The organism is Pseudomonas sp. EB271-G4-1 (genome assembly GCF_058791355.1).
Window position 1 is genome coordinate 94,157 of sequence record NZ_JBYTEO010000011.1, and the last position, 25,138, is coordinate 119,294.

Sequence of the window (25,138 nt, forward strand, 5' to 3'; positions counted from 1 at the left end):
GACAACTTTGATCTACGATAATAAGGCCAAGCAACTCGGTAGCACTTCGAAACACACTCGCAGCGCCTACCCGCAAAAAACCCTCAAAATATGATTTTCGCCCGCAACCCGAGACCCTTCCCTCATGCGAACTCATTTACGTCTGGCTGCCTTGGGCGCCCTGTTGATTTCCTCCCTGGCCCAAGCCGCCGATCTGATCCCGATCGAGGTCCATCGTGATGCCAATTGCGGTTGCTGCAAGAAATGGATCAGCCATCTCGAAGCCAATGGCTTCAAGGTAGAAGACCACGTCGAAAGCAACATGAGCGAGTTCAAGCAACAACACGGCGTACCACCGCGCCTGGCCTCGTGCCACACCGGCTTGATCAACGGCAAATTCGTAGAAGGCCATGTGCCAGCCGATCAAGTACTGGCCCTGAGCAAACGCGATGACCTGTTGGGTGTTGCCGCCCCTGGCATGCCCATGGGCTCGCCGGGCATGGAAATGGACGGCATGAGCGATGCCTATCAGGTGATCGGCCTGAAAAAGGACGGTACGGATGTGGTGGTGGCGGACTACCCCGCCCATTGATTTTCACTGCCTGCTTCGGCTTGTTCCTGGCGGCATTCGGTGCCGCGACTTTACTGCCGCTGCAGTCCGAAGCAGTGCTGGTCGGGCTGATACTCAGCGATCGGTACTGGCTGTGGTTGCTGCTGGCTGTCGCCACGCTGGGCAACGTCCTCGGTTCAGTGGTGAACTGGTGGCTGGGGCGCGCCATCGAGCGCTTTCGGGACCGGCGCTGGTTCCCGGTCAGCGCCAGGCACCTGGAAAACGCCCGTCGTCACTATCAACGTTACGGCCACTGGTCGTTACTGCTCAGTTGGCTGCCGGTGATCGGAGACCCACTGACCCTGGTGGCCGGCGTCATGCGCGAGCCGCTGGGGCGTTTCCTGTTGATCGTGACCCTGGCCAAGGGCGCCCGTTATGGCGCAGTGGCGTTGGCCACCCTGGGGTGGATGAGTTGAACCAGGTGCCGCGGCGATTGCCTGTTTAATGTCGCCCTAATCGTGCCGATCCAGCATCGGCGGATTTTCAACGGAGTTCATCCATGCCCCTTACCCGCTCATGCTGGCTGCCCGGCCTGCTGCTGACCGCCGCCATGCCCGCCATCGCTGCCGAGGGCCCGGTCTACGGACCGGAGCTGCAAGGCTTCGAATACCCCTACACCCTCAAGCATTTTGCGTTCGAGTCCCAGGGCAAATCCCTGCAAATGGGCTACATGGACGTGGCAGCCCATGGCAAGGCCAACGGCCGCAGCGTGGTGCTGATGCACGGCAAGAACTTCTGCGGCGCCACCTGGGAAACCTCGATCAAGGCCCTGAGCGACGCCGGCTACCGGGTCATTGCCCCGGATCAGATCGGTTTCTGCACGTCCAGCAAACCGGACAATTATCAGTACACCTTCCAGCAACTGGCGAGCAACACCCAGCAACTGCTCAAGGCCCTCGGCATCCAGAAAGCCAGCTTGCTCGGACATTCCACCGGCGGCATGCTCGCCACCCGCTATGCGCTGCAATATCCCGAACAGGTTGACCAGCTTGCGATGGTGAACCCGATCGGCCTGGAAGACTGGAAAGCCCTCGGCGTGCCTTATCGCACGGTCGATCAATGGTATGAGCGCGAACTGAAGGTGACAGCCGAAGGCATCCACGACTACCAGCGCAACACCTATTATGATGGCCGCTGGAAGCCCGAATTCGACCGCTGGGTAGACATGTACGCCGGCATGGCCAAGGGCCCTGGAAAAAACCAGGTCGCCTGGAACTCGGCTTTGATCTACGACATGATTTTCACCCAACCGGTCTACTACGAGTTCAAGGACCTGAAGGTGCCGACCTTGCTGCTGATCGGCACCGCCGACACCACGGCGATCAACAAGGACATCGCGCCCCCCGAGGTCAAGGCGAAAATCGGTCATTACGACTTGCTCGGCAAGCAGGTGGCGAAACTGATTCCCCAATCGACCCTGGTCGAATTCCCCGGCATGGGGCACGCGCCGCAGATGGAAGAGCCGGCGCAATTTCACAAGGCCTTGCTTGGCTGGCTGGACAAAACCAACCCCGTTCCTTGATGAGGTAAGGCTGATGGCGGTACAGATTGCAGTGATCGATGATTGGCAGGATGTGGCCCGCGACGTGGTGGACTGGTCGGCGCTGGAGACCATCGGCCAGGTCGCGTTCATCCACGACTACCCCGCTGACAACCCGACCCTGGCCGCGCGCCTGGGCGAGTTTGAAGTGATCTGCGTGATGCGCGAGCGCACGCGCTTCGACGAAGACCTGCTGCGCCGCTTACCCAATCTCAAGCTGCTGGTGACCGGTGGCATGCGCAATGCCGCCCTCGACCTCAAGGCCGCTGCTGCGCTCGGCATTCAGGTCTGTGGCACCGACAGCTATAAACATGCCGCGCCGGAGCTGACCTGGGCACTGATCATGGCCGCAACCCGCAACCTGGTGGTCGAAGCCAACGCCTTGCGCGCCGGAAAGTGGCAGCAAGGCCTCGGTGGCGACCTGCATGGCAAGACCCTGGCGATCCTGGGCCTGGGCAGCATTGGCCAACGGGTCGCCCGCTTCGGCCAGGCGTTCGGCATGCGGGTCATCGCCTGGAGTGAAAACCTCAACGCCGAACGCGCCGCCGAGTTCGACGTAACCTACGTCAGCAAGCAGCAATTGTTCGAGCAGGCCGACGTGTTGTCGGTGCACCTGGTGCTCAGTGAGCGCAGCCGTGGCATGGTGGACGCGCAGGCGTTGGCATGGATGAAGCCCACGGCGCTACTGGTCAACACCGCGCGCGGGCCGATTGTCGATGAAGCGGCGCTGATCAAGGCCCTGCAGAAACAACGCCTGGGTGGCGCGGCGCTGGACGTGTTCGAGCAAGAGCCCCTGCCCGCGCATCATCCGTTCAGAACCCTGGACAACGTGCTGGCAACGCCCCACGTCGGGTACGTCAGCCAGCAAAATTACCATCTATTCTTTGCGCAGATGATCGAGGACATCCAGGCTTGGGCGGCGGGAAAACCGATGCGTCTACTGAGTTGACAGCGCCCGGTAACCTGGGGCTTTTGTTGCAAAAAATCGCCAAAAAAAACGAATAAATGTTCAGGCAGAAGTGTTTATGTTTCGCATGAAGGGTCATCAGCCCTTCTCAACGTTTTCGGCCCGTTCGGAGCATTGCCCATGAATCGCCGTCTCTCGATTGTTACTGCACCGCTGGTGCTTGCCGTCGCACTGTCCAGTTCCCTGGCATGGGCCAACGGCGAGGAAGATACCCCTGCCAAACCGCAGTGCCCTCGAGGGCAGGTGTTCGACAGCAAGGCACAAAGGTGCGTCAAGCAAACCAGCATGCTCTTGCCGGACGCCGACCGCACCGACTACGCCTATCAGCTGGCCAAGGACGGGCGTTACGAAGAAGCCTTGGCCCTGCTCGATACGCTCAAGCAACCCAACACTGCCAAAGCCTTGAACTATCGGGGCTACGCCACGCGTAAACTGGGACGTACCGATGAAGGCATCGGTTATTACCTGCAGTCGGTCAAGCTTGATCCGCAATATGCGCTGGTTCGCGAGTACCTTGGCGAAGCCTATATGATCAAGGGCCGGCTGGACCTCGCCCGGGAACAGTTGCAGCAGATCAAATCGATCTGCGGCAACACCACCTGCGAGCAATACCAGGACCTCGCCGAAGCCATCAACGCGTCATCGAAAACCTGACAACCCGATTGGAGGGAGGTCGCTATCGCCAGCGATCAGGACATTAGGGCAGAACTGGGACAGCACCTGGCGCGTCTGTGGCGTTACGGCTTGCTGTTGTCCCGACAACGGCATGTCGCCGAGGACCTCGTGCAGGCCACCTGCGTGCGGGCGCTCGAACGCGGCGGGCAATTTGAATCGGGCACGCGCATGGACCGTTGGCTGATGAGCATTCTGCATTCGATCTGGGTCAATGAAGTGCGAGCCCGCCGAGTGCACCAGGGCCAGGGCGTGGTGGATGCCGATCAAGCCCTGTCGTTCGATGGCGAACAAGCGGCACATACCCATGTTCGCGCCGCGCAGGTGATCCGGCGCGTAGAGGCGTTGCCCGAGGCCCAGCGCGAAACGGTGTTTCTGGCCTACGTCGAAGGCTTGTCCTACCGCGAGGTGGCCGATGTCCTGCAAGTCCCCATCGGCACCGTGATGAGCCGACTGGCCGCCGCCCGGCTGAAACTCGCCGAGTATCCGCCCCTGCACACGGTGCCGAACCCTTCCACCGGAGAACGTCGATGAACGCGAAACTGTCGGATGAGCAACTGGTGGCCTACCTGGACAACCAGCTCGATGCCGAACAACGCAGCCGCATCGATGCCGCCCTCGCCGAAGACCCGATGCTCGGCCTGCGCCTGCAATGGCTAGACCGCAGCAGCATGCCGTTCAAGTCAGCTTACGACGAAGTGACTCGACAAGCCCCGGTCGAGCGCCTCCAAGCCATGCTCGATACCCTGCCCGTCCCGACACGCCCTGCACTGAGTCGGCGCTGGTTCCTCGCGGCCGCCGCCGGATTGCTGGCGGGCGGTGTGCTGGCGGATCGTTTGTTCCTCGGTTGGCAAACCAGCCAGCAGACCCACAACTGGCGCGGGCTGGTCGCCGACTACATGGTGCTCTACGTACCGGAAACCCTCGACCATTTGCCCAGTGACGAAGCGACACAACTGGCGCAGCTACGCACCATCGACGCACGATTGGGCCTTAATCTGCTGCCGGCAAAACTGGCGTTGCCACGCGCCCAATTCAAGCGCGCGCAAATCCTTGAATACGACGGCGTGGCTATCGCCCAGATCACCTACCTCGACCCGGTCCATGGGCCGATGGCGCTGTGCGTCACGCGCTCCAACAGTGGCAGCCGGCATTTTGCCAAAGAGCGACGGCACGGGATGAACATCGTGTATTGGTCGGATATGGAGCACGCGTGGATGCTGATCGGGCGTAATTCGCCGGTGGATCTTGAGGAGATGGCCACGCAATTACGCACTCGGATCCGCGCCTGAGCCTTGTAGGAGCTGCCGCAGGCTGCGATCTTTTGATCTTGATATTGGAAGAAGCAAGATCAAAAGATCGCAGCCTGCGGCAGCTCCTACCGGGTGATGATGGATCAGGGCGCTGTCGGCAACCACAGCCGAAACCGTGCCCCACCCAACGGCGACGCTTGCACCGTCAACGTTCCACCCTGGGCTTCCAATGCCCGACGGCTGATTGCCAGCCCCAGGCCAAACCCGCCGGTGGCCCGATCCCGGCTGCGATCGAGTCGATAGAACGGTTCGAATATCCGCTCGCGCTCGTCATCCGGGATACCGATCCCGTCGTCGTCCACCCAGATCTCACAGCCTTTGGGGCACACCTGTACGCCTACCTGAATGCGCCTTTCGCAGTAGCGCATGGCGTTGCGCAACAGGTTTTGCAGGGCGCGGGCGGTCAGGCGTGGGTCGAGGCTAAAGCGTTCGAGCTGGCCGTGCAGCAACACGTCGATGACGATATCCGGCGATTGTTCTTCGTCGACGCTGCCCAGGATGCTGTCGATGAATTCATCCAGCGACACTTCGATAGGCTCCGGTAAACGCGCAGGGTTTTGCAGGCGGCTGTACGACAGCAATTCCAGCACCAGTTCGTCGAGCTCACGGATGTGATTGACCAACCCCTGCAAGCGCTCGCGGCTGGTGGCGGGCAAATCATCGGAAAGGGCCAGGGCCAGGCCAAAATCCAGGCGGGTCAATGGCGTGCGCAACTCGTGGGATACGGCGTTGAGCAGGTCCCGCTGCTGATTCAGCAGGTTTTCGATGTCGCCAGCCATCGTGTCGAAAACGTTGGCAAGACTGCCGATGTTGGAACTGGCGGCAATCTGCGTACGCTCGCTCAAGTGCCCCTTGCCGAAGCGTTCCGCCGCGCCCTTGAGCCGTTCCAGGTCACGCCAGTGCGGGCGCAGCCACAGCAACAGACAGGCGAGCATGGTCGCGCCGATCAGCACGTTGATGCTCCAGTACAACAGGCTGACGTCCATCGGGTCTGGCGGCACGACCATTTGCACCACGGTGCGCTCGTTCAGCGGTGCCACCGCCAGGGTGCGCCAGCCCCAGTCGCCAACGCGCACGACGTTTTCGCCGCGCTGCAAACGCTGCTGTTCTTCGCTCGACAAGCTGGCATCGTCAATGGCGCTGAGCACGATATGCAGCGGTTCAAATTCCTTGTCCATTTGCGCGGCCAAGGCTGGCCATTGTTCGCTCGGGACGGCCTTGAACTGCCTGACCATGAGGGTTTGCAAACCACGCGAGTAGTCCAGGTTGTAGGTGATGAAGCGCTCGTGGAAGACCTTGATCACCAGGTCCGGCACCAGGTAGATCGCGGTGCTGAACGAAACGATGGTCACCAGGTACAGGCGAAAGAGGATTCTGAACATCGTCTCAGCATTCCCACTCGGATCGACTGAACAGGTAACCCTTGCCCCACACGGTCTTGATCTTGCGAGCCTCGCCGGCATTGTCGTCGAACTTGCGCCGCAGCTTGGAGATGGCCACGTCCACCGAGCGGTCGGTGCCGTTGAACTCGATGCCACGCAGGCGTTGCAGGATCTGGTCGCGGCTCAACACTTCGCCAGCATGTCGGGCCAGCACCACCAGCAAGTTGTACTCGCCGCTGGACATTTCCACCGGTTGCCCGCGCCAGGTCACCGTGCGCTCGGACAGATCGATGCACAGGTTGCCCATGAGGATCCGGTCATTGGCCGCCAATGGCTCGGCAAGGCTGCTGCGCCGTAGCAAGGTGCGCACCCGGGCCAGCAGCACCCGGGGTTCGCAGGGTTTGGTGACGTAGTCGTCGGCGCCCATTTCCAGGCCCAGTACCTGATCGTGGCTGTCGTCGCGGGCGGTGAGCATGAGGATCGGCAAGCTTGCTGAATCGGCGCGCAGCAAACGGCAGACTTGCAAGCCATCGAGACCGGGCAGCATCAAGTCGAGGATCACCAGGTCCGGCGGTGTGAGCCGTGCGCGTTCGCGCACCTGATCGCCTCGACCGATTACGTTGACGGAGTAACCGTTGCGTTCCAGGTAGCTGGCGATCAGCTCGGCGAGTGCGGTGTCGTCTTCGACCAGGAGGATGTTGGGCATGGGTGTTTCCAGAAATGCTGTGGTGCCGGTCAGGCCGCTTTCGCGAGCAGGCTCGCTCCCACAGGAAATGCATTTCAACTGTGGGAGCGAGCCTGCTCGCGAAGACGATCTGACAGGCGCAATAAAATTCATGGCCTGAAGGATATACGCCCTCACACACACCTGAGCAAAACCCTTACACAATTTCACACAGCACCAACAAAGCTTCACCGTTACCATCGCCGTCGCCCAGTAGGATGCTGGGGGTCACTATTGGGGTCATCCATGTCAAAGAAACTGCTTGCCGGGCTCAGCCTGATCGCACTGGCGTTGACGCTGAGCGCGTGCGACAAGTCTTCGATCGCCGAAGAACAGCCGCCATTGGCCAGCGTTCGCATCGAAACCGTCGAAACCCGAGCGCTGTCGATCAGCAGCGAATTGACCGGGCGCATTGCCGCGCCGCGCATGGCCGAGGTGCGCGCCCGCGTCGCCGGCGTGGTACTGCAACGGGCCTTTCGCGAGGGCAGTGACGTGAAAAAGGGCGAGGTGCTGTTCCGGATCGATCCGGCGCCGTTCAAGGCAGATCTCGATAGCGCCGAGGCAGTATTGCGCAAGGCCGAGGCCAACGCGTTCCAGGCGAAACTGCAAGAGCAGCGGTACGCCCAGTTGATTGACGACAAGGCCATCAGCGGCCAGGACTACGACAACGCCCGGGCCAACGCCCGGCAAACCGCCGCCGACGTAGCCGCCAGCAAGGCGGCGGTTGAACGCGCCCGGCTGAACCTTGGCTACGCCACGGTCACCGCGCCGATTTCCGGACGTATCGGTCGCGCGCTGGTCACCGAAGGCGCACTGGTCGGGCAAAACGAGACCACGCCTTTGGCGCTGATCCAGCAACTCGATCCGATCCACGCCGACCTGACCCAATCAACTCGCGAACTCAACGACCTGCGCCGGGCGTTCCGGTCCGGCCAATTGAAGGAAGTGGGCCAAGGCCAGGCCAAGGCCACCCTGATCCAGGACGACGGGAGCCTCTACCCGTTGCCCGGCAAGCTGCTTTTCACCGACATCACCGTCGACCCGGGCACCGGCCAGGTCATCCTGCGCAGCGAATTCCCCAACCCGGACCTCGACCTGCTGCCTGGCAGCTTCGTGCGCGTGCGCCTGGAGCAAGCCGTCAACCAGCAAGGCATCAGCGTGCCGCAACGGGCCATCCAGCGTGACAGCGCCGGCATCGCCCAGGTATTGCTGCTCGACGCAGAGCAGCGCGTCAGCCAACAGCCGGTCGAACTGGGGCCGGTGCAGAACGACCGTTGGGTCGTCACGGGCGGGTTGAAACCCGGCGACCGCATCGTCATCGAAGGCCTGCAACACGCCCGCCCCGGCGAAAAAGTGCAGGTCGACGACACCCCTCTTCCACTTGCCCAGGTTTCTGGCCAGTAAGCAGGACGCTTGTTTATGCCGCAGTTCTTTATCGATCGCCCGGTGTTCGCCTGGGTGGTCGCGCTGTTCATCCTGTTGGCCGGTGCCCTGGCCATTACGCAGTTGCCGGTGGCGCAATACCCCAACGTCGCACCGCCGCAAATCGAAATCTATGCCGTGTACCCCGGTGCGTCAGCGCAGACCGTGGACGAAAGCGTGGTCAGCCTGATCGAGGAAGAACTCAACGGCGCCGACCATCTGTTGTACTTCGAATCGCAGAGCAGCCTGGGCAGCGCCACGATCAAGGCCACTTTCCAGCCGGGCACCGATCCGGAAATGGCCCAGGTCGACGTGCAGAACCGCCTCAAGGTGGTGGAGTCGCGTCTGCCGCAGGCGGTGAACCAGCAAGGCTTGCAGGTGGAAAAAGTGTCCGCCGGCTTCCTGCTGTTGATCGCCCTCACCTCAAGCGACGGCAAGCTGGACGACGTGGCGCTCAGCGACTACCTGGCGCGCAACGTGATGAACGAGATCAAGCGCCTCGACGGCGTCGGCAAGGCGCAGCTGTATGGCGCCGAGCGCGCCATGCGCATCTGGATTGACCCGCGCAAGTTGATCGGTTTCAACCTGACCCCGGCGGATGTCAACGCCGCCATCGTCGCGCAAAACGCTCAGGTCTCAGCCGGCAGCATTGGCGATTTGCCGAGCCGCACGACTCAGGAAATCACCGCGACCATCCTGGTCAAAGGCCAGCTGTCGAGCCCTGAAGAGTTCGCCGCCATCGTGCTCAAGGCCAACCCTGATGGTTCCACGGTGCGCATCGGCGATGTCGCGCGGGTCGAGATCGGCAGTCAGGACTACCAGTTTTCCACGCGCCTGAACGGCAAGCCGTCGACTGCCGTCGGCGTCCAGTTGTCACCGGGGGCCAATGCCCTGAACACCGCGACCCTGGTGAGGGCCAAGATGGACGAACTGTCGCGCTACTTCCCCGCGGGCGTCCAGTACACGATTCCTTACGACACCTCGCCTTTCGTCAAGGTCTCGATCACCAAGGTGGTCTACACCCTCGGCGAGGCGATGTTGCTGGTGTTCGCGGTGATGTTCCTGTTCCTGCAGAACATCCGCTACACCCTGATACCCACGCTGGTGGTGCCGGTGGCGCTGATGGGCACCTTCGCGACCATGTTGGCCCTGGGGTTTTCCATCAACGTGCTGACCATGTTCGGCATGGTGCTGGCCATCGGTATCCTGGTGGATGACGCGATCGTCGTGGTGGAGAACGTCGAGCGGATCATGGCCAGCGAAGGCCTGTCGCCCAGGGAGGCGACCCGCAAGGCGATGAAGCAGATCACCGGGGCGATCATCGGCATCACCCTGGTGCTGGTGGCGGTGTTCATTCCGATGGCCTTCATGCCGGGTTCGGTCGGGGTGATCTACCAACAGTTCTCGCTGTCGATGGCCACCTCGATCCTGTTCTCGGCCTTCCTCGCCCTGACCTTGACCCCCGCGCTGTGCGCGACCTTGCTCAAACCGATTGCCCAAGGCGTACACCACGAGAAGACCGGATTCTTTGGCGGGTTCAACCGCCGCTTCGAGCGACTTACCGAGCGTTATCAGGGCTGGGTTGCCTATGCATTGCAGCGCACCGGGCGTTACCTGTTGATCTACGCGGTGCTGCTGGTGGCCCTGGGTGTGTGTTTCATGCGCCTGCCCTCCTCGTTCCTGCCGGTGGAAGACCAGGGCTACACCATCACCGACATTCAATTGCCACCCGGCGCGAGCAAGCACCGTACGGTGCAGGTGGTCGAGCAGATCGAAGCGCACAATGCCGGCGAACCGGGCATCAGCGACAGCGTGGTCATTCTCGGTTTCAGCTTCTCCGGCAGTGGCCAGAACGCGGCGCTGGCGTTCAGTACGTTGAAGGATTGGTCCGAAAGAGGCGTCAAGGACTCGGCCGCTGCCATTGCCGACCGGGCCAACGCTGCCCTCAGCCAGATCAAGGATGCCATGGCGTTTTCGGTACTGCCGCCACCCGTCGATGGCCTGGGCACGTCCAGTGGTTTCGAATTTCGCTTACAGGATCGCGGCGGCCTCGGCCATGCCACGCTGATGCAGGCGCGCAGTGAATTGCTCGCGGCGGCTGAAAAGAGCCCGGTACTGATGAACGTGCGCGAAAGCGCCCTGGCCGAAGCGCCGCAAGTGCGGTTGGTCGTCGACCGTCAGCAGGCCAACGCTTTGGGCGTGTCGTTTGCCGACATCGGCAGCGTGCTCTCCACCGCGATCGGTTCGACGTACATCAATGACTTTCCCAACCAGGGGCGGATGCAACGGGTGGTGGTCCAGTCTGAAGGCGATCAACGCAGCCAGGTCGCCGATCTGCTGAAGATTCACGTACGCAACAACAACGGAAAAATGGTGCCTCTATCGGCCTTCACCCAGGCCGAATGGACCCAGGGCCCGGCGCAACTGACCCGTTACAACGGTTATCCGGCGATCAGCATCTCCGGCGAGCCGACACCCGGCCACAGCACCGGCCAGGCCATGGCGGAAATCGAACGGCTGGTGGCGCAAGGTCCGGCCGGATTGGGCCAGGAGTGGACCGGGCTGTCGTTGCAAGAACGTTTGTCCGGCAGCCAGGCGCCGATCCTGCTCGGTTTGTCGCTGTTGATCGTGTTCCTGTGCCTGGCGGCGTTGTACGAGAGCTGGTCGATCCCGACCTCAGTTTTGCTGGTGGTGCCACTGGGTGTACTCGGCGCAGTGCTCGCGGTGACACTGCGCGGCATGCCCAACGATGTGTTCTTCAAGGTCGGCCTGATCACCATCATCGGCCTGTCGGCAAAAAACGCGATCCTGATCATCGAATTCGCCAAGAGCCTGTACGACGAAGGCCACGACTTGATCGACGCCACCCTGCAAGCCGCACGCTTGCGCCTGCGGCCTATCGTCATGACCTCGCTGGCGTTCATCCTCGGCGTGGTGCCGTTGGCGATCGCGACCGGCGCCAGTTCAGCCAGCCAGCAAGCCATCGGCACCGGGGTAATCGGCGGAATGATCACCGCGACCCTGGCCGTGATCTTCGTGCCGGTGTTTTTTGTGGTGGTGATGAAACGGGTGCGCAAGCGCCATAAAAACCTATAACCAACACCACCCCTGTAGGAGCATGCTCGCTCCTACAAATTTCCTGCGCTATGGTGCACTGACGCCCTGCCACAGTGAGCCTCCATGCCCTACCTCACTCACACCCACCCTCGCCTGTCCGCCGCCGTCACCTTCGGCATCGCGGCTGGCATCCTGGTTCCGGCCGACTCGATCATCAGCAAAATTCTTATCGGCTGGAACGTCGGGGTCTGGACCTATCTGCTGCTGATGTTCTGGCTCATCGTGCGCTCCAAGGCGACCGATGTGAAACGCATCGCCGATATCGAAGACGAAAACGCCGGGCTGGTGCTATTCGTGGTGTGCATCGCAGCGATTGCCAGCCTGGCGACCATCGCCTTCGAACTGGCCGGCAGCAAAGACCTGGAAACCTCCCGCAAGCTGCTGCACTACAGCTTCACCGCATTGACTGTCATCGGTTCATGGTTGCTGATCGGGGTGATTTTCAGCGTGCACTATGCGCGGCTGTATTACACCTGGAATGGCAAAGAACCTGCACTGCGTTTTGCCGAAGGCTTGACCACACCCAACTATTGGGACTTCCTGTATTTCTCGTTCACCATCGGCGTGGCAGTGCAGACTTCGGATGTCGGCGTGGCCACCCGGGAGATGCGTAAGATTGTCCTGGCGCAGTCGTTGATAGGCTTTTTGTTCAACACGGCGATATTGGGGTTTTCGGTCAATATCGCCGCCGGGTTGTTTGGCTGACGTTGCCTTACTCCGTCGTTATCTCGCTAACCAGGGCGATCTCTCCGCGCTGGCGTTTCATACGTCGGCAACCCGCCTGACAGACGCAGATGATCCCACATAACGGGCTCGACCTCCTTTATCGCTGGGCTCGGCCCGGTTGAGTGCATTGGCCTGACCTCCATCCGTCGACATTCTTCACTTGATGATCATCCCGACCCTTGACGAACGATTGGTTTTTGGTGTTTCCTGAAACCGGTTTCAGCGCTATGCGCCAAACCCAATAAATCCAATAACAAGGTTTTCAGACCGTGAACGATTTCTCCGCCGCCCAGCGCAGCCGCGTGACCATGCTTGATGTCGCCGAACACGCCAAGGTGTCCAAAGCCAGCGTGTCGCGCTTCATCGGCGAGGATCGCGCCCTGCTCTCCGATGCCATTGCCGAGCGCATCGAGCAGGCCATTGCCGAACTGGGCTACCGCCCGAACCAGATGGCCCGCGGTCTTAAGCGCGGCCGCACGCGCCTGATCGGCATGTTGGTGGCCGACATCCGCAACCCTTATTCGATTGCCGTGATGCACGGGGTAGAAACCGCCTGCCGTCAGCACGGCTACAGCCTGGTGGTGTGCAACACCGACCGTGACGACGAGCAGGAACGCCAGCACCTGGCGCTGCTGCGTTCGTACAACATCGAAGGCCTGATCGTGAACACCCTCGGCCATCACCGTGACGAATTGCACGAACTGCATCGGGAAATGCCGTTGGTATTGGTGGATCGCAAGGTGGAGCACCTCGAGAGTGACATGGTAGGGCTGGACAACCCGGCAGCCGTCGACATGGCCCTTACCCATCTTGAAGAACGCGGTTACCGCGACGTGCTGCTGGTGACCGAACCCTTTGACGGCACCAGCTCGCGGATCGAACGTGTCAGCAGCTTCAAGGCGATGATCGAGCAGCGGCCCGCGCTTCGCGGGGCCATCACTGAGACCGGCAGCGAGCTGACTGCCAATCTGAAAACCTTTCTCGACACGCCAGGGCCCGGTCCCAAAGCGCTGTTTTGCGCGAATGGGATTGCGGCGTTGGCCAGCACCCATTCATTGCGCGAACTCAACTGCCACCTGTTCGCGGATGTCGGCCTGATCGCCCTCGATGACCTGGATTGGTACCCGCTGGTGGGTAGCGGCATCACCGCCCTCGCCCAACCGACCACCGAAATTGGCGCCAGTGCGTTTGAGTGTTTGCTCAAGCGTTTGCGGGGGGATGATGGTGCGGTGCGGACCTTGGATTTTTCGGCGAGATTGATTGTGCGGGGATCGACACTTGGAGATCTTCGGTGATTGTTCCGGCCTCATCGCGAGCAGGCTCGCTCCCACAGGGAACCCGGTGTACGCGCAATTTTTGTACAACACAAAACCCTGTTGGAGCGGGCCTGCTCGAGATGGCGCCCTAAAGATCGATATTTTTTGAACAAAAATGAAACCGGTTTCAGAGGTAGAAAAACAATGAATACACCCGCCGTTTCCATCAGCCTCTCCAGCTACGGTGCCGATCTTGTGCGCCAACGTGGCCAGGGCAGTTTTATCGAAATACTGGCCGCTGCCGGAGCCTCGCGAATTGAGTGGCGCGAAGAGCTACTGACCAACGAGGACCCCGCTCAACTGGCCATTGCCTCTCAAGCCGAGGGTCTGGAGAGCGTGTATTCCTCGCCGATTGAGCTGTGGCTGGCGGGTCAATCCAAACCCAACCCTGAACTGATTGCCGCCCTGCAACGGGCCCAGGCTTTTGGCGCCAAATGGCTAAAAGTGTCGCTGGGCTATTTCACCGACAACAGCGATCTGCAAACCCTCGCCCGGCTACTGCGCGAGAATGCCGTGCAGTTGCTGGTGGAAAACGACCAGACCCTGCACGGCGGTCGCATCGAGCCCTTCCAGCGCTTTTTCGCGCAAGTCGAGCAGCACAGCCTGCCAATCAGGATGACCTTCGATATCGGCAATTGGCACTGGCAGGACCAGTCGCCAGCGAGCGCTGCGCGATTGCTCGGGCGCCATGTGGACTATGTGCACTGCAAAGCGGTGACCCGTCGCACCGACGGCAAGCTGGTCGCCATACCGCCCGCCGCCAGCGACCTGCAACAGTGGGAACACCTGCTGCGGCACATGGCCCAAGGTGTCATGCGCGCGGCGGAATACCCGTTGCAAGGCGATGACCTGGTGCAGTTGACCCGCGAACACGTCGCCGCTCTCGCCCATCTGGGCCAGCCGCAGCGGGAGAATGCACATGTCTGAGATCGATATCCTGTCGTTCGGCGAAACCATGGCGATGTTCGTCGCCGAGCAGGCCGGTGATCTGGCCAGCGTCGGCCAGTTCCACAAACGCATCGCCGGCGCGGACAGCAACGTCGCCATCGGCCTGTCGCGCCTGGGCTTCAAGGTCGCATGGCTGAGCCGGGTCGGTGCCGATTCACTGGGCCGCTTCGTGATCGATACACTGGAGAAGGAAGGCGTGGACTGCCGCCATGTCGACATCGACACCGCTCACCCCACCGGTTTCCAACTCAAGTCGCGCACCGAGGATGGCAGCGACCCCGCCGTCGAGTATTTCCGCCGCGGTTCGGCGGCCAGTCACCTGTCACCACACTCGATCGTGCCCCAATTGCTCAATGCCCGACACCTGCACGCCACTGGCATCCCGCCAGCGCTGTCGGAAACCGCCCGGCAAATGTCGTTCGAATTGATGACGCGCATGCGCGAGGCCGGCCGCAGCGTATCGTTCGATCCGAACCTGCGCCCCAGCCTGTGGGCCAGCGAGCAACAGATGATCAGCGAGATCAACCGCCTCGCCGCGCTTGCCCATTGGGTGTTGCCAGGGCTCAGCGAGGGGCGCTTGCTCACCGGTTTTGACGATCCGGCCGACATCGCCGCGTTCTACCTCGATCAGGGCGCCGAGGCGGTGGCGATCAAACTCGGCCCGCATGGCGCTTACTACCGCACTCAACAGGATCAGGGGTTTGTCGCTGGCGTGCCGGTGCAAACAGTGATCGATACGGTGGGTGCCGGTGATGGATTTGCCGTGGGCATGATCAGTGCTCTGCTCGAGAACCACAGCTTTGCCGACGCCGTGCAGCGGGCCAACTGGATTGGCAGCCGCGCGGTGCAGAGCCGGGGGGATATGGAGGGGTTACCAACCCGAGCCGAACTGCCTCCCCCTTTCGCCGCTCGTTCCTACGCTCCTGCGTGGGAATGCAGCCCGTGACGCTCTGCGTCACAGGGGACGCGGAGCGTCCCTAGAGGCATTCCCACGCGGACCGTGGGAACGATCACCGTTACCTGCTGCGACAAAAACAACAAGCTCAGGAGCACCACCCATGAAAACCGCAACCCTCGCCACCCGCCGCTGGTGGTACATCATGCCCATCGTCTTTATCACCTACAGCCTGGCGTATCTGGACCGCGCCAACTACGGCTTCGCCGCCGCCTCGGGCATGGCGGCCGACCTGATGATCACTCCGGGCCTGTCGTCGATGCTCGGCGCGCTGTTCTTCCTCGGCTACTTTTTCTTCCAGGTGCCGGGGGCGATCTATGCGCAGAAACACAGCGTGAAGAAGCTGATTTTCGTCAGCCTTATCCTCTGGGGCAGTCTGGCAACCTTGACCGGTATCGTCTCCAACGCCTACTGGCTGATCGTCATCCGCTTCATGCTTGGGGTGGTCGAGGCCGCAGTGATGCCGGCCATGCTGATCTATCTGTGCCATTGGTTCACCCGCGCCGAACGCTCGCGGGCCAACACTTTCCTGATCCTCGGCAACCCGGTGACCATGCTGTGGATGTCGGTGGTCTCGGGTTATCTGGTGCAGCATTACAGCTGGCGCTGGATGTTCATCGTCGAAGGTCTGCCAGCAGTGTTCTGGGCCTTCATCTGGTGGCGTCTGGCCGATGATCGTCCGTCCCAGGCCAAGTGGCTCAACGACCAGGAAAAGCAGGACCTGGAAAGCGCCCTGGCCGCCGAGCAAGTCGGCATCAAGGCAGTGAAGAACTACGCCGAAGCCTTCCGCTCGCCGAAAGTCATCCTCCTGGCCCTGCAGTTTTTCTGCTGGAGCATCGGCGTCTACGGCTTCGTGCTGTGGCTGCCTTCAATCCTCAAGGCCGGTGCACAGATGGACATGGTGCAAGCCGGCTGGCTGTCGGCGTTGCCTTACCTGGCGGCGGTGATCGGCATGCTGCTGGTGTCCTGGGGCTCGGACAAACTGCAAAAACGCAAGCGCTTCGTCTGGCCGCCGCTGCTGATCGCCTCATTCGCTTTCTATGGCTCCTACGCCTTGGGCGCCGAACATTTCTGGTGGTCCTACACGTTGCTGGTGATTGCCGGTGCCTGCATGTACGCACCTTACGGACCGTTCTTCGCGATCATCCCGGAGATCCTCCCAGCCAACGTCGCCGGCGGCGCGATGGCGCTGATCAACAGCATGGGCGCCCTCGGTTCGTTTGGCGGCTCCTACCTGGTCGGTTACCTGAACAGCTCCACCGGCTCGCCCGGCGCGTCCTACCTGTTGATGAGCGGCGCGCTGATGCTCTCGGTGGTGCTGACGATTTGCCTCAAGCCCGGCGCCAGTGACCGGGAACGGCCCACGGTCGCATTAACCCGCACCGCTGCACATTCCTGAATTGGATGACGACAATGAAAAAGCAGGTTGTTCTGTACAAGAAACTCTCGCCGCTGCTGATGGCTCGCTTGCACGAGCAGGCCGAAGTGACGCTGATCGAAAACCTCGACGCCGATGGCCTGGCCCGATTGCGCGATGCCCTGCCCCGCGCTCACGGCCTGCTCGGTGCCAGTCTGAAGCTGGATGCCGAACTGCTCGACCTGGCGCCCGACCTTGAAGCCATCGCCAGCGTCTCGGTGGGCGTCGACAACTACGACATCGACTACCTGACCGAGCGCCGCATCCTGCTCAGCAATACACCGGACGTGCTCACCGAAACCACCGCCGATACCGGTTTTGCGTTGATTCTAGCCACCGCTCGACGCGTGGTGGAACTGGCCAATATGGTTCGCGAAGGCCGTTGGCAGCGTAACCTCGGCCCCGCACATTTCGGCAGCGACGTGCATGGCAAAACCCTGGGCATCATTGGCATGGGCCGTATCGGCGAGGCACTGGCCCAGCGCGGACACTTCGGTTTCGGCATGCCGGTCATCTACCACAGCCATTCGCCAAAACCTGCAGTCGAGCAGCGTTTCAATGCGCAGTACCGCAGCCTGGGCGAGCTGTTGCAGCAGGCGGATTTCATCTGCCTGACCTTGCCGTTGACCGCGCAAACCGAGCGGCTGATCGGCACCGAAGAATTTGCCCTGATGCGCCCGCAAAGCATCTTCATCAATATCTCCCGAGGCAAAGTGGTGGATGAAGCGGCGTTGACCGAGGCACTGCGTGCGGGGCAGATTCGCGCAGCGGGGCTGGATGTGTTCGAGCGTGAGCCGCTGGACCTGGACTCGCCGCTGTTGCAGATGGACAACGTGGTGGCAACGCCACACATGGGCTCGGCGACCCATGAGACACGGGAGGCAATGGCGCGGTGTGCGGTGGAAAATCTGTTGGCGGCGTTGGCGGGTGAACGGCCGGCTAATCTGGTGAATGTGCGGGCGTGGAAGGCTTGAGGAATTAGTTGTCCGTCAGGCCGTCTTCTCAGGCAAGCCCGCTCCCACAGTGTCGGTGGTGATCACAAAATCCGTGTCCACATCAGACCCTGTGGGAGCGGGCTTGCCCGCGAAGGGGCCGGTCCGAACAACAAAAAACTGTCAGGCCCGCCGCGCCTCCAGAAGGTCCATGGCGCACTGCCCAATTCGCTGACAGGCATCCGCCAGTTTGCGCCGGTCCACCACCAGCCCAATGCGGATATGCCCCGCCGCACTCGGCCCGAACGCCTCACCTGCCAGTACCGACACGCCATACCCCTCCAGCAGCCGCTCGGCGAAATGCTGGGCGGACAACCCGGTCTGGCGCACGTCGGCCATCACGAACATCCCACCATCCGGGCGAATGGCCCTGATACCCGGGCATTGGTTCAGGCGCGTACACACCAGGTCGCGGCGCTGGCGATATTCTTCACGCATCAGCGCCACCTCCGGCAGGTCTTCATCCAGCGCCAGTTGCGCCGCCTTCTGAACGAACTCCGGAATGCCAAACAGCATGCTCAACGAGAGATGTTCCAGGTGGTCGTTCAAGGTTTTCGGTCCGATCACCCAACCCACTCGCCAACCGCTCATGGCGTGGGATTTGGACAGGCTGTCGATGGTCGCGGTGCGCTCGGCCATGCCCGGCAAGCTGGCCGGGCTGATGTGTTCGCCTTCGTACAGCAGATCGCCGTAGACCTCATCGCTGATCAACCAAAGATCGTGACGCACACACAGCAAGGCCAGCTCCTGCCAGATCATCAGCGACAAACTGGCGCCGGAGGGGTTGTTCGGACTGTTGAGCAACAGCGCGCGGGTCTTGGGTGTGATGCGGGCCGCCACATCCGCCGGATCGACCCGAAAGCCGTTCTCCGGACGCACCGCCACCGGCACCACAGTGGCCCCGCACGCGCCGAATACGCCTTCATACGTTACGTACATCGGCTCGGCAACGATCACTTCGTCCCCCGGATCGAGCAGGCATTGCGCGACCGAATAAACCGCACATTGCGCACCGGGCATCACGATCACGTGATCGGCATCCACCACTTGACCACTTCGACGCCGATGACGGCGGGCAATGCTGTCGCGCAAACCCCGACTTCCGCGCACCTGCGAGTAATGAGTGTCGCCCGCCAGCAAACTGTTGATGGCGGCCTGGACGATGGGGCTGGGTGTATCGAAATCCGGGTCGCCGACCGATAGCAGCAGTACGTCGACGCCTTGTTCGCGCATTTGCAGTGCGCGGTCGTGAATCTGCCAGGCCGCAGCGCCATCTCCGGCGATGCGTTGGGTCAAGCCTGAATAGCGCATGTAGTTCTCCAATCGCGCGAGTTCCTGAGTCAACCCTATCTCAAATCGCGCCACGCGCCACTACCTCGATGAAATCGACGAACGGGTTAGGCAACAGAAATTCAGCAAATCCTCCTACATGGCTGGGTTCTTTTACTGACAGCCAACTCGGCGCAGTCGGATTAAGGTCCAGCACCTGTAATTTGTGACAGGTTCCAAGTGGAGTGATTCGCGCTATAAGGAAGTCGAGCCTCCAGCCCTGAATCAGGTGCCTGAAGGACGGCCGCGCGAACCATGCCATCAAGATGTAGGAAGATTCCGCCGCGCCCACGCCGTCAAAGATGATGAATGGGAGATTCAACTATGTACCGTGCCAATATCGGATCAGTTCGATCAACGCCCACACAGGCCAATTTCCAATCACAGGAGAGCCCTCAACCGAAAGCGATCAAGCTGACGGCTCGGGAACAGGAGTGCTTGAAGTGGACAGCTCTGGGCAAATCGTCCTGGGAAATCGCGCAAATCGTTCAATGCACTGAAGCAGGTGTGAATTATCACTTTTGCAATATTCGCCGGAAATTCGGCGTGAGATCGCGCTGGATCGCCATGGTGATGGCACTGCAACAAGGTCTGATCCAGTCACCTTGACCCCCTGTCTCTTCAGCGGTCGGCTTCTCATTGACCCCTGTTGAGACAATTCATGAGCCGGGACCCCATACCTCGATCCCGACCGTTTGACCTCTACCACGCCAGTGCCTGTGACGATGCGCCAGTGTCCCATGGGCACCGACCGAACAAAGGGCTGCGAATCATCATTGCCGACGATCATCCGGTCGTACTGACAGGCATCGAAATGGTTCTCTCCTCCTTTGCCGATTTCACATGCTCAGTGGTCGCCAGGGCTGAAAATGCCCTGTGCCCTGGTGATCGTCCTGACAATAAAACTGACTCCCCAGGCGCGTCAGGCCGCACGAGCGGCCATCCGCCAGACCCGCGCTACATCACCCGCTCGCTCACGCAATAGACGTGGCGCTTCGCTGCAGGCTTGCGCCAATGTCATCGGCCCGCTCGTCAGGGCAAACGCGGCGTCGATACCATGGGCATACAAGGCTTGATAGCCCTCGCCCAACGTACCGGCAATGACGATGACCGGAACACCGCATTCACGAGCAATACGCGCCACGCCAAAGGGTGTTTTGCCGCGCAATGTCTGTGCATCGAAGCGGCCTTCGCCGGTGATCACCAGATCAGCACCGGCAACCGCATCGGCCAGCCCCACCAGCTCGGCGACCACTTCCACCCCGGCCTTGAACTGCGCCCCCAGGAACGCCTTGGCGGCAAACCCCAGGCCGCCTGCTGCGCCGCTGCCCGGTTCGTCGCGCACGTCTTTGCTCAAGGCTTTTGCGCAGTGGTCGGCAAAGTGCCCGAGGGCAAGATCCAGTTGTTCGACCTGCGCAGGCGTTGCGCCTTTTTGCGGGCCGAAAATGGCCGACGCGCCGTGAGCACCGCACAATGGATTGTTCACGTCGGCGGCGATGTCGAAGCGCACCTCGGCCAAGCGTGGGTCGATGCCACTCATATCGATGCGGGCCAGCTGTGACAGTGCCAAGCCGCCCGGTGCGAGGATTTGCCCCTGTGCATCGAGCAACTTCACGCCCAAGGCTTGCATTGCCCCTGCGCCGGCGTCATTGGTCGCACTGCCGCCGATGGCCAGAATGATACGTTGCGCCCCGGCGTCGAGGGCAGCGCGAATCAATTCACCGGTGCCGAAAGTGCTGCTGATGCAGGCATCGCGGCGGTCGACCGGAACCAGCTGCAAACCACTGGCTTCGGCCATTTCGATGATCGCCGTATGGCTGTGGGGCAACCAGCCCCAGGCAGCATCGACGGCTACGCCGAGCGGCCCGTGAACCGTCGTGCGATGCAGCTCGCCAGCACACGCGGCAAGCACCGACTCGACCGTCCCTTCCCCGCCGTCGGCCATCGGGCATTTAATCAATTGCGCATCGGGCCACACCTCTGCCAGACCGAGGGCAATGGCGTCGGCCACGCCTTGAGCGCTGAGGCTGTCCTTGAACGAGTCGGGGGCGATGACGATTTTCATGGGGGTTCTCCAGTTCCAATGCTATCCATGCTGCCAGCCGGCACGAACAATAACGCCAGGCCGCTGCACAACGGGCATCGAGGATTATTGTTCATTCCCACAAATCTTATGCTTTCCATGTAGGAGCTGCCGCAGGCTGCGATCTTTTGATCTTGACCTTGAAAAGCAAAGTCAAAAGATCGCAGCCTGCGGCAGCTCCTACAGGGGGGGCGGGTTTTGGTCAGGGAGTTGGGGCGGTTTCGGAGAGCAGCTGTACGCCGAGATAGAGGGCGAGCATGCCGTCCAGGCGTAACGGATCAACGCCACTGAGTTCTGCAATGCGCTCCATCCGGTAGCGCAGGCTGTTGCGGTGGATGCCCAGCGCATCGGCGCAGGCCTGGCTCTGGCCATCGTGTTCGCACCAACTGCGCAAGGTCGCCAGTAACTGGCCGTTGTTGTCCCTGGCAATGACTTTACGCAACGGCTCAAGCAGTTCGTCCAGTGCATCTTCGTTGCGATGGCGCCACAGCAATACCGGCAGCCGATAGCGGGTAAGCGTCAGCAAACGGGATTGGGGCAACACCTCGCGCCCATAGGCCAGCAAGTCGCCGACCCTACGATAGCCGCGGCGCAATCCTGTCAGCCCATCCGCCTGCCCACCCACGGCAATGCGCAGGATGTTCCAGCCCAGGCCGTCGAGTTTTTCCAGCAGCCGCTCGTTGTCGACGGCCTGGTTCGTCGGTCGGCACCACAGCAACGAAGACTTGGCCGAACTCACGCACCAACTGTCCGGGTAACGACTGGTCAGCCAGGCGCTGAGCGCTTCGACGGAGTGCCCCGGTCCCTGCTCCTGGCCCAGTTCGAACAGGTAAGGCACCCGCGTCAATTGCGGTTTAAGCCCAAGCTGTTGCGCTTCGTCGATCAAGCGCGGCGAGTTGCCGCCGTCACTCAGCAGCAACGCCAGCAGGTCATCGCAACGCTGGCTCCGCCACTGCTTCTCGGCCTGTTGGTTGCGCTGGCCCACCAGCATCTCGGCGGTCATGCGCACCAGTTCCGCGTAGGTACGCAATTGTTCGGGATCGCCGGTGATGCCCAGCACGCCGATCAAGCGCTGGTCGAGCATCAGCGGCAGGTTGATGCCCGGCTGCACGCCCTTGAGGTGGATCGCGGTCTGTGCGTCGATCTCAACCACACGGCCGTTGGCCAACACCAGTTGCGCGCCTTCATGCCGGGTGTTGACCCGCTCCGGCTCGCCACTGCCGAGGATCAGGCCCTGGCTGTCCATGACGTTGACGTTGTACGGCAGGATGGCCATTGCCCGGTCGACGATGTCCTGGGCCAGGTCGTGATCGAGTTCGAACATAACGGGGTTCCTTGAAACGGGGTGGTCGAGACTCACAGGTTGATCAACGTTACCCTTTGCATCGCCAGAAATCATGATAAAGAGACCTTGCCTGTCACAGGGCTTTTGCCCCGCTATGCCATTGTGGTATTTGATTGAGCCTTTCCCACCGGCAAAAGGATTTCCTCATGAGCTACCGCACGCTGGGTCATTCGGGCCTGCAGGTGTCGACCCTGACCCTGGGCACCATGATGTTTGGTGAGCAGACCAATACCGAAGATTCCCTGCGGATCATCGACAAGGCCTGGGACCAGGGCATCAATTTCATCGATACCGCCGACGTCTACACCAATGGCCGTTCTGAAGAAATCGTCGGCGAGGCGATTGCCGGTAACCGTCACGAATGGGTACTGGCGACCAAGGTCGGTTTCGGCCCGGTGGACGGTGTGCCGAACCGCAGCGGCCTGAGCCGCAAGCACATCTTCAACGGCATCGACGCCAGCCTGACGCGCCTGGGCACTGACTATCTCGATATCTATTACCTGCACCGCGAAGACCACAACACGCCGCTGGAGGTCACGGTGTCGGCCATTGGCGACCTGATTCGCCAAGGCAAGATTCGCTATTGGGGCCTGTCGAATTACCGGGGCTGGCGTATCGCCGAGGTGATTCGCGTGGCCGACAAGCTCGGTGTCGACCGGCCGGTGATCAGCCAGCCACTGTACAACATCGTCAACCGCCAGGCCGAAACCGAGCAGATCACTGCCGCGCAGAATTACGGCCTGGGTGTGGTGCCCTACAGTCCGTTGGCCCGCGGCGTGCTCAGCGGCAAATATGCGCCGGACGTCAAGCCGGACGCGAACAGTCGTGCAGGACGTGCCGACAAACGCATCCTGGAAACCGAATGGCGTGTCGAGTCCTTGCGCATCGCCCAGCAGATCCAGCAATACACCCAGGAACGCGGCGTGGGGATCGTCGAGTTCGCCATCGCCTGGGTGCTGAACAACAGCGCCGTGACCTCGGCCATCGTCGGCCCGCGCACTGAAGAACAGTGGGATGCCTACACCAAGGCGCAGGCGGTGAAGATCACGGCTGAGGATGAGGCCTTCATCGATGCGCTGGTGACACCTGGGCATGCTTCGACGCCGGGGTTCAATGATGTGAGTCATTTCGTGTCCGGCCGCAGACCGCGTACCAACTGAACATACAAAACCACTGTAGGAGCGAGCCTGCTCGCGATGGTCGTGAACGATAGCGCGTTAAACCAGACGCCCCGCAGCGCCCTCGGGTTTTTCGCGAGCAGGCTCGCTCCTACAGGGATGTTGTAAATATTGATCATCCGGCCAATATTCAGCACAAAAACCACGTATTCTCCGCACCCCGTTTCACGTTCAACCTCGCGAGGACAGCTTGTCAAAAGGTATCGCTTTATCGGTTTCAGCCTCGGTGCTGTTTGCCGTCATGTATTACTACACTTCACTGCTCAAGCCGTTGAGCGGTGTGGAGATTTTCGGCTGGCGCATGCTGTTGACCGTGCCGTGCATGACCCTGTTCATGCTGGGGTCGGGCGAATGGCGGCGCGTGGCCGACCTGCTGCGTCGGTTCTGCGCCCAACCCAGGTTGATCGGCATCCTGTTCGTCTCGGCGGCGTTGCTGGGCGTCCAGCTTTGGCTGTTCATGTGGGCACCGCTCAATGGCTACAGCCTCGATGTGTCGCTGGGCTACTTCCTGTTGCCGCTGGCCATGGTGCTGACAGGGCGCATCGCCTACGGTGAACGCCTGTCGTACCTGCAAAAGATCGCGGTGTTCTTTGCAAGCCTGGGTGTGGTCAATGAGCTGTATCAGGTCGGCGGCTTCTCCTGGGCCACACTGGTAGTGGTCGTGGGTTATCCGCTGTATTTCGTGGTGCGCAAATGGCTGAAGACTGACAACCTCGGCGGACTGTGGGTCGACATGACCCTGATGCTGCCGATCGCATTCTGGTTCGTGAGCAGTGGTGAGCAGGGCTTTGGGGTCTTCGATCAACACCCGGCATTGTCTTGGCTGATTCCCCTGCTGGGCTTGATCAGCGCGTCGGCGCTGGTGGTCTACATCATCGCCAGTCGCTTGCTGCCGTTCAGCCTGTTCGGGTTGTTGAGCTACGTCGAGCCGGTGCTGTTGCTGGGCGTGGCGTTGATGCTGGGGGAAAGCATCAAGCCCGGTGAATGGCTGACCTATATTCCGATCTGGATGGCGGTACTGGTGCTGGTGTTTGAAGGGTTCAAGCACCTGATGCGCCATCGCCGCCCTTGAAAGTAAAAGATCGCAGCCTGCGGCAGCTCCTACAGGTGGACCGTGTAGGAG

Annotated in this window: 24 protein-coding genes; 18 read left to right on the forward strand and 6 right to left on the reverse strand. The window is 61.2% G+C overall.

Annotated features, from left to right (window positions below; genetic code table 11):
• Window positions 1-124: 124 nt before the first annotated feature.
• The 7 genes from AC3WWR_RS08165 to AC3WWR_RS08195 all read left to right on the forward strand — a co-directional run bounded on the left by AC3WWR_RS08165 (window position 125) and on the right by AC3WWR_RS08195 (window position 5,060).
• Entirely contained in the window at window positions 125-571 is a 447-nt protein-coding gene (locus AC3WWR_RS08165) for a DUF411 domain-containing protein (RefSeq protein WP_020797185.1), read from the forward strand.
• Window positions 571-1,005, forward strand: coding sequence for a YqaA family protein (locus tag AC3WWR_RS08170; protein WP_033040427.1), 435 nt, complete (start codon window positions 571-573; stop codon window positions 1,003-1,005). The genes AC3WWR_RS08165 and AC3WWR_RS08170 overlap by 1 nt, the downstream gene beginning before the upstream one ends.
• An 83-nt stretch (window positions 1,006-1,088) precedes the next feature.
• A complete protein-coding gene (locus AC3WWR_RS08175; RefSeq protein ID WP_083349186.1) occupies window positions 1,089-2,111 on the forward strand; it encodes an alpha/beta fold hydrolase in 1,023 nt (340 codons plus the stop codon).
• Window positions 2,112-2,124: 13 nt separating this feature from the next.
• Complete coding sequence (locus tag AC3WWR_RS08180; protein WP_033040422.1) at window positions 2,125-3,078, forward strand: D-2-hydroxyacid dehydrogenase family protein; 954 nt, start codon at window positions 2,125-2,127, stop codon at window positions 3,076-3,078.
• 138 nt (window positions 3,079-3,216) lie between these two features.
• The gene (locus AC3WWR_RS08185) at window positions 3,217-3,750 is read left to right on the forward strand and encodes a tetratricopeptide repeat protein (protein ID WP_492598634.1); all 534 of its coding nucleotides are present in this window, start codon (window positions 3,217-3,219) and stop codon (window positions 3,748-3,750) included.
• A gap of 66 nt (window positions 3,751-3,816) precedes the next feature.
• Window positions 3,817-4,302, forward strand: a complete 486-nt coding sequence (locus tag AC3WWR_RS08190; RefSeq protein ID WP_020797190.1) for a sigma-70 family RNA polymerase sigma factor — start codon at window positions 3,817-3,819, stop codon at window positions 4,300-4,302.
• A complete protein-coding gene (locus AC3WWR_RS08195; protein ID WP_020797191.1) occupies window positions 4,299-5,060 on the forward strand; it encodes an anti-sigma factor family protein in 762 nt (253 codons plus the stop codon). The genes AC3WWR_RS08190 and AC3WWR_RS08195 overlap by 4 nt, the downstream gene beginning before the upstream one ends.
• Before the next feature lie 104 nt (window positions 5,061-5,164).
• Here the strand turns inward: AC3WWR_RS08195 and AC3WWR_RS08200 are convergent, their stop codons facing one another.
• Both AC3WWR_RS08200 and AC3WWR_RS08205 read right to left on the reverse strand, forming a co-directional pair.
• Entirely contained in the window at window positions 5,165-6,463 is a 1,299-nt protein-coding gene (locus AC3WWR_RS08200; RefSeq protein WP_083349188.1) for an ATP-binding protein, read from the reverse strand.
• A gap of 4 nt (window positions 6,464-6,467) precedes the next feature.
• Window positions 6,468-7,169, reverse strand: a complete 702-nt coding sequence (locus AC3WWR_RS08205; protein ID WP_020797194.1) for a response regulator — start codon at window positions 7,167-7,169, stop codon at window positions 6,468-6,470.
• A gap of 264 nt (window positions 7,170-7,433) precedes the next feature.
• On the opposite strand from AC3WWR_RS08205, the gene AC3WWR_RS08210 reads away from it, so the two are divergent.
• The 8 genes from AC3WWR_RS08210 to AC3WWR_RS08245 all read left to right on the forward strand — a co-directional run bounded on the left by AC3WWR_RS08210 (window position 7,434) and on the right by AC3WWR_RS08245 (window position 18,062).
• A complete protein-coding gene (locus tag AC3WWR_RS08210) occupies window positions 7,434-8,591 on the forward strand; it encodes an efflux RND transporter periplasmic adaptor subunit (protein ID WP_020797195.1) in 1,158 nt (385 codons plus the stop codon).
• 15 nt (window positions 8,592-8,606) lie between these two features.
• Window positions 8,607-11,705 (forward strand): multidrug efflux RND transporter permease subunit, encoded by a 3,099-nt coding sequence (locus tag AC3WWR_RS08215; RefSeq protein WP_492598635.1) that lies wholly within the window; start codon window positions 8,607-8,609, stop codon window positions 11,703-11,705.
• A gap of 84 nt (window positions 11,706-11,789) precedes the next feature.
• Entirely contained in the window at window positions 11,790-12,431 is a 642-nt protein-coding gene (locus AC3WWR_RS08220; RefSeq protein WP_020797197.1) for a DUF1345 domain-containing protein, read from the forward strand.
• A 290-nt stretch (window positions 12,432-12,721) separates the two neighbouring features.
• Entirely contained in the window at window positions 12,722-13,747 is a 1,026-nt protein-coding gene (locus AC3WWR_RS08225; protein WP_151141968.1) for a LacI family DNA-binding transcriptional regulator, read from the forward strand.
• Between the two features lie 165 nt (window positions 13,748-13,912).
• Window positions 13,913-14,695 carry a sugar phosphate isomerase/epimerase family protein gene (locus tag AC3WWR_RS08230; protein ID WP_020797199.1) on the forward strand — a complete coding sequence of 261 codons (783 nt, stop codon included), beginning with the start codon at window positions 13,913-13,915 and terminating at the stop codon, window positions 14,693-14,695.
• Window positions 14,688-15,662, forward strand: coding sequence for a sugar kinase (locus AC3WWR_RS08235; protein ID WP_033040412.1), 975 nt, complete (start codon window positions 14,688-14,690; stop codon window positions 15,660-15,662). Before AC3WWR_RS08230 ends, AC3WWR_RS08235 begins: the two co-directional genes overlap by 8 nt.
• A 112-nt stretch (window positions 15,663-15,774) precedes the next feature.
• Window positions 15,775-17,070: an MFS transporter gene (locus AC3WWR_RS08240; RefSeq protein WP_020797201.1), complete on the forward strand. Its 1,296-nt coding sequence runs from the start codon at window positions 15,775-15,777 to the stop codon at window positions 17,068-17,070.
• A gap of 14 nt (window positions 17,071-17,084) precedes the next feature.
• Complete coding sequence (locus AC3WWR_RS08245) at window positions 17,085-18,062, forward strand: 2-hydroxyacid dehydrogenase (protein ID WP_020797202.1); 978 nt, start codon at window positions 17,085-17,087, stop codon at window positions 18,060-18,062.
• 141 nt (window positions 18,063-18,203) lie between these two features.
• Here the strand turns inward: AC3WWR_RS08245 and AC3WWR_RS08250 are convergent, their stop codons facing one another.
• Window positions 18,204-19,391: a pyridoxal phosphate-dependent aminotransferase gene (locus AC3WWR_RS08250; RefSeq protein WP_033040407.1), complete on the reverse strand. Its 1,188-nt coding sequence runs from the start codon at window positions 19,389-19,391 to the stop codon at window positions 18,204-18,206.
• Between the two features lie 40 nt (window positions 19,392-19,431).
• Window positions 19,432-19,731, reverse strand: a complete 300-nt coding sequence (locus AC3WWR_RS08255; RefSeq protein WP_042955339.1) for a hypothetical protein — start codon at window positions 19,729-19,731, stop codon at window positions 19,432-19,434.
• Window positions 19,732-19,733: 2 nt separating this feature from the next.
• Between AC3WWR_RS08255 and AC3WWR_RS08260 the strand changes: the two genes are divergently transcribed.
• Window positions 19,734-20,018, forward strand: coding sequence for a helix-turn-helix transcriptional regulator (locus AC3WWR_RS08260; protein WP_033040402.1), 285 nt, complete (start codon window positions 19,734-19,736; stop codon window positions 20,016-20,018).
• A gap of 313 nt (window positions 20,019-20,331) precedes the next feature.
• Here AC3WWR_RS08260 and AC3WWR_RS08265 read toward each other — a convergent pair whose 3' ends face one another.
• Complete coding sequence (locus AC3WWR_RS08265; protein ID WP_432668206.1) at window positions 20,332-21,474, reverse strand: glycerate kinase; 1,143 nt, start codon at window positions 21,472-21,474, stop codon at window positions 20,332-20,334.
• Between the two features lie 220 nt (window positions 21,475-21,694).
• Complete coding sequence (locus AC3WWR_RS08270; RefSeq protein ID WP_432668207.1) at window positions 21,695-22,816, reverse strand: sugar diacid recognition domain-containing protein; 1,122 nt, start codon at window positions 22,814-22,816, stop codon at window positions 21,695-21,697.
• Between the two features lie 167 nt (window positions 22,817-22,983).
• On the opposite strand from AC3WWR_RS08270, the gene AC3WWR_RS08275 reads away from it, so the two are divergent.
• Entirely contained in the window at window positions 22,984-23,997 is a 1,014-nt protein-coding gene (locus AC3WWR_RS08275; RefSeq protein ID WP_083349192.1) for an aldo/keto reductase, read from the forward strand.
• Between the two features lie 208 nt (window positions 23,998-24,205).
• A complete protein-coding gene (gene rarD / locus AC3WWR_RS08280) occupies window positions 24,206-25,087 on the forward strand; it encodes an EamA family transporter RarD (protein WP_020797210.1) in 882 nt (293 codons plus the stop codon).
• Window positions 25,088-25,138 lie beyond the last annotated feature (51 nt).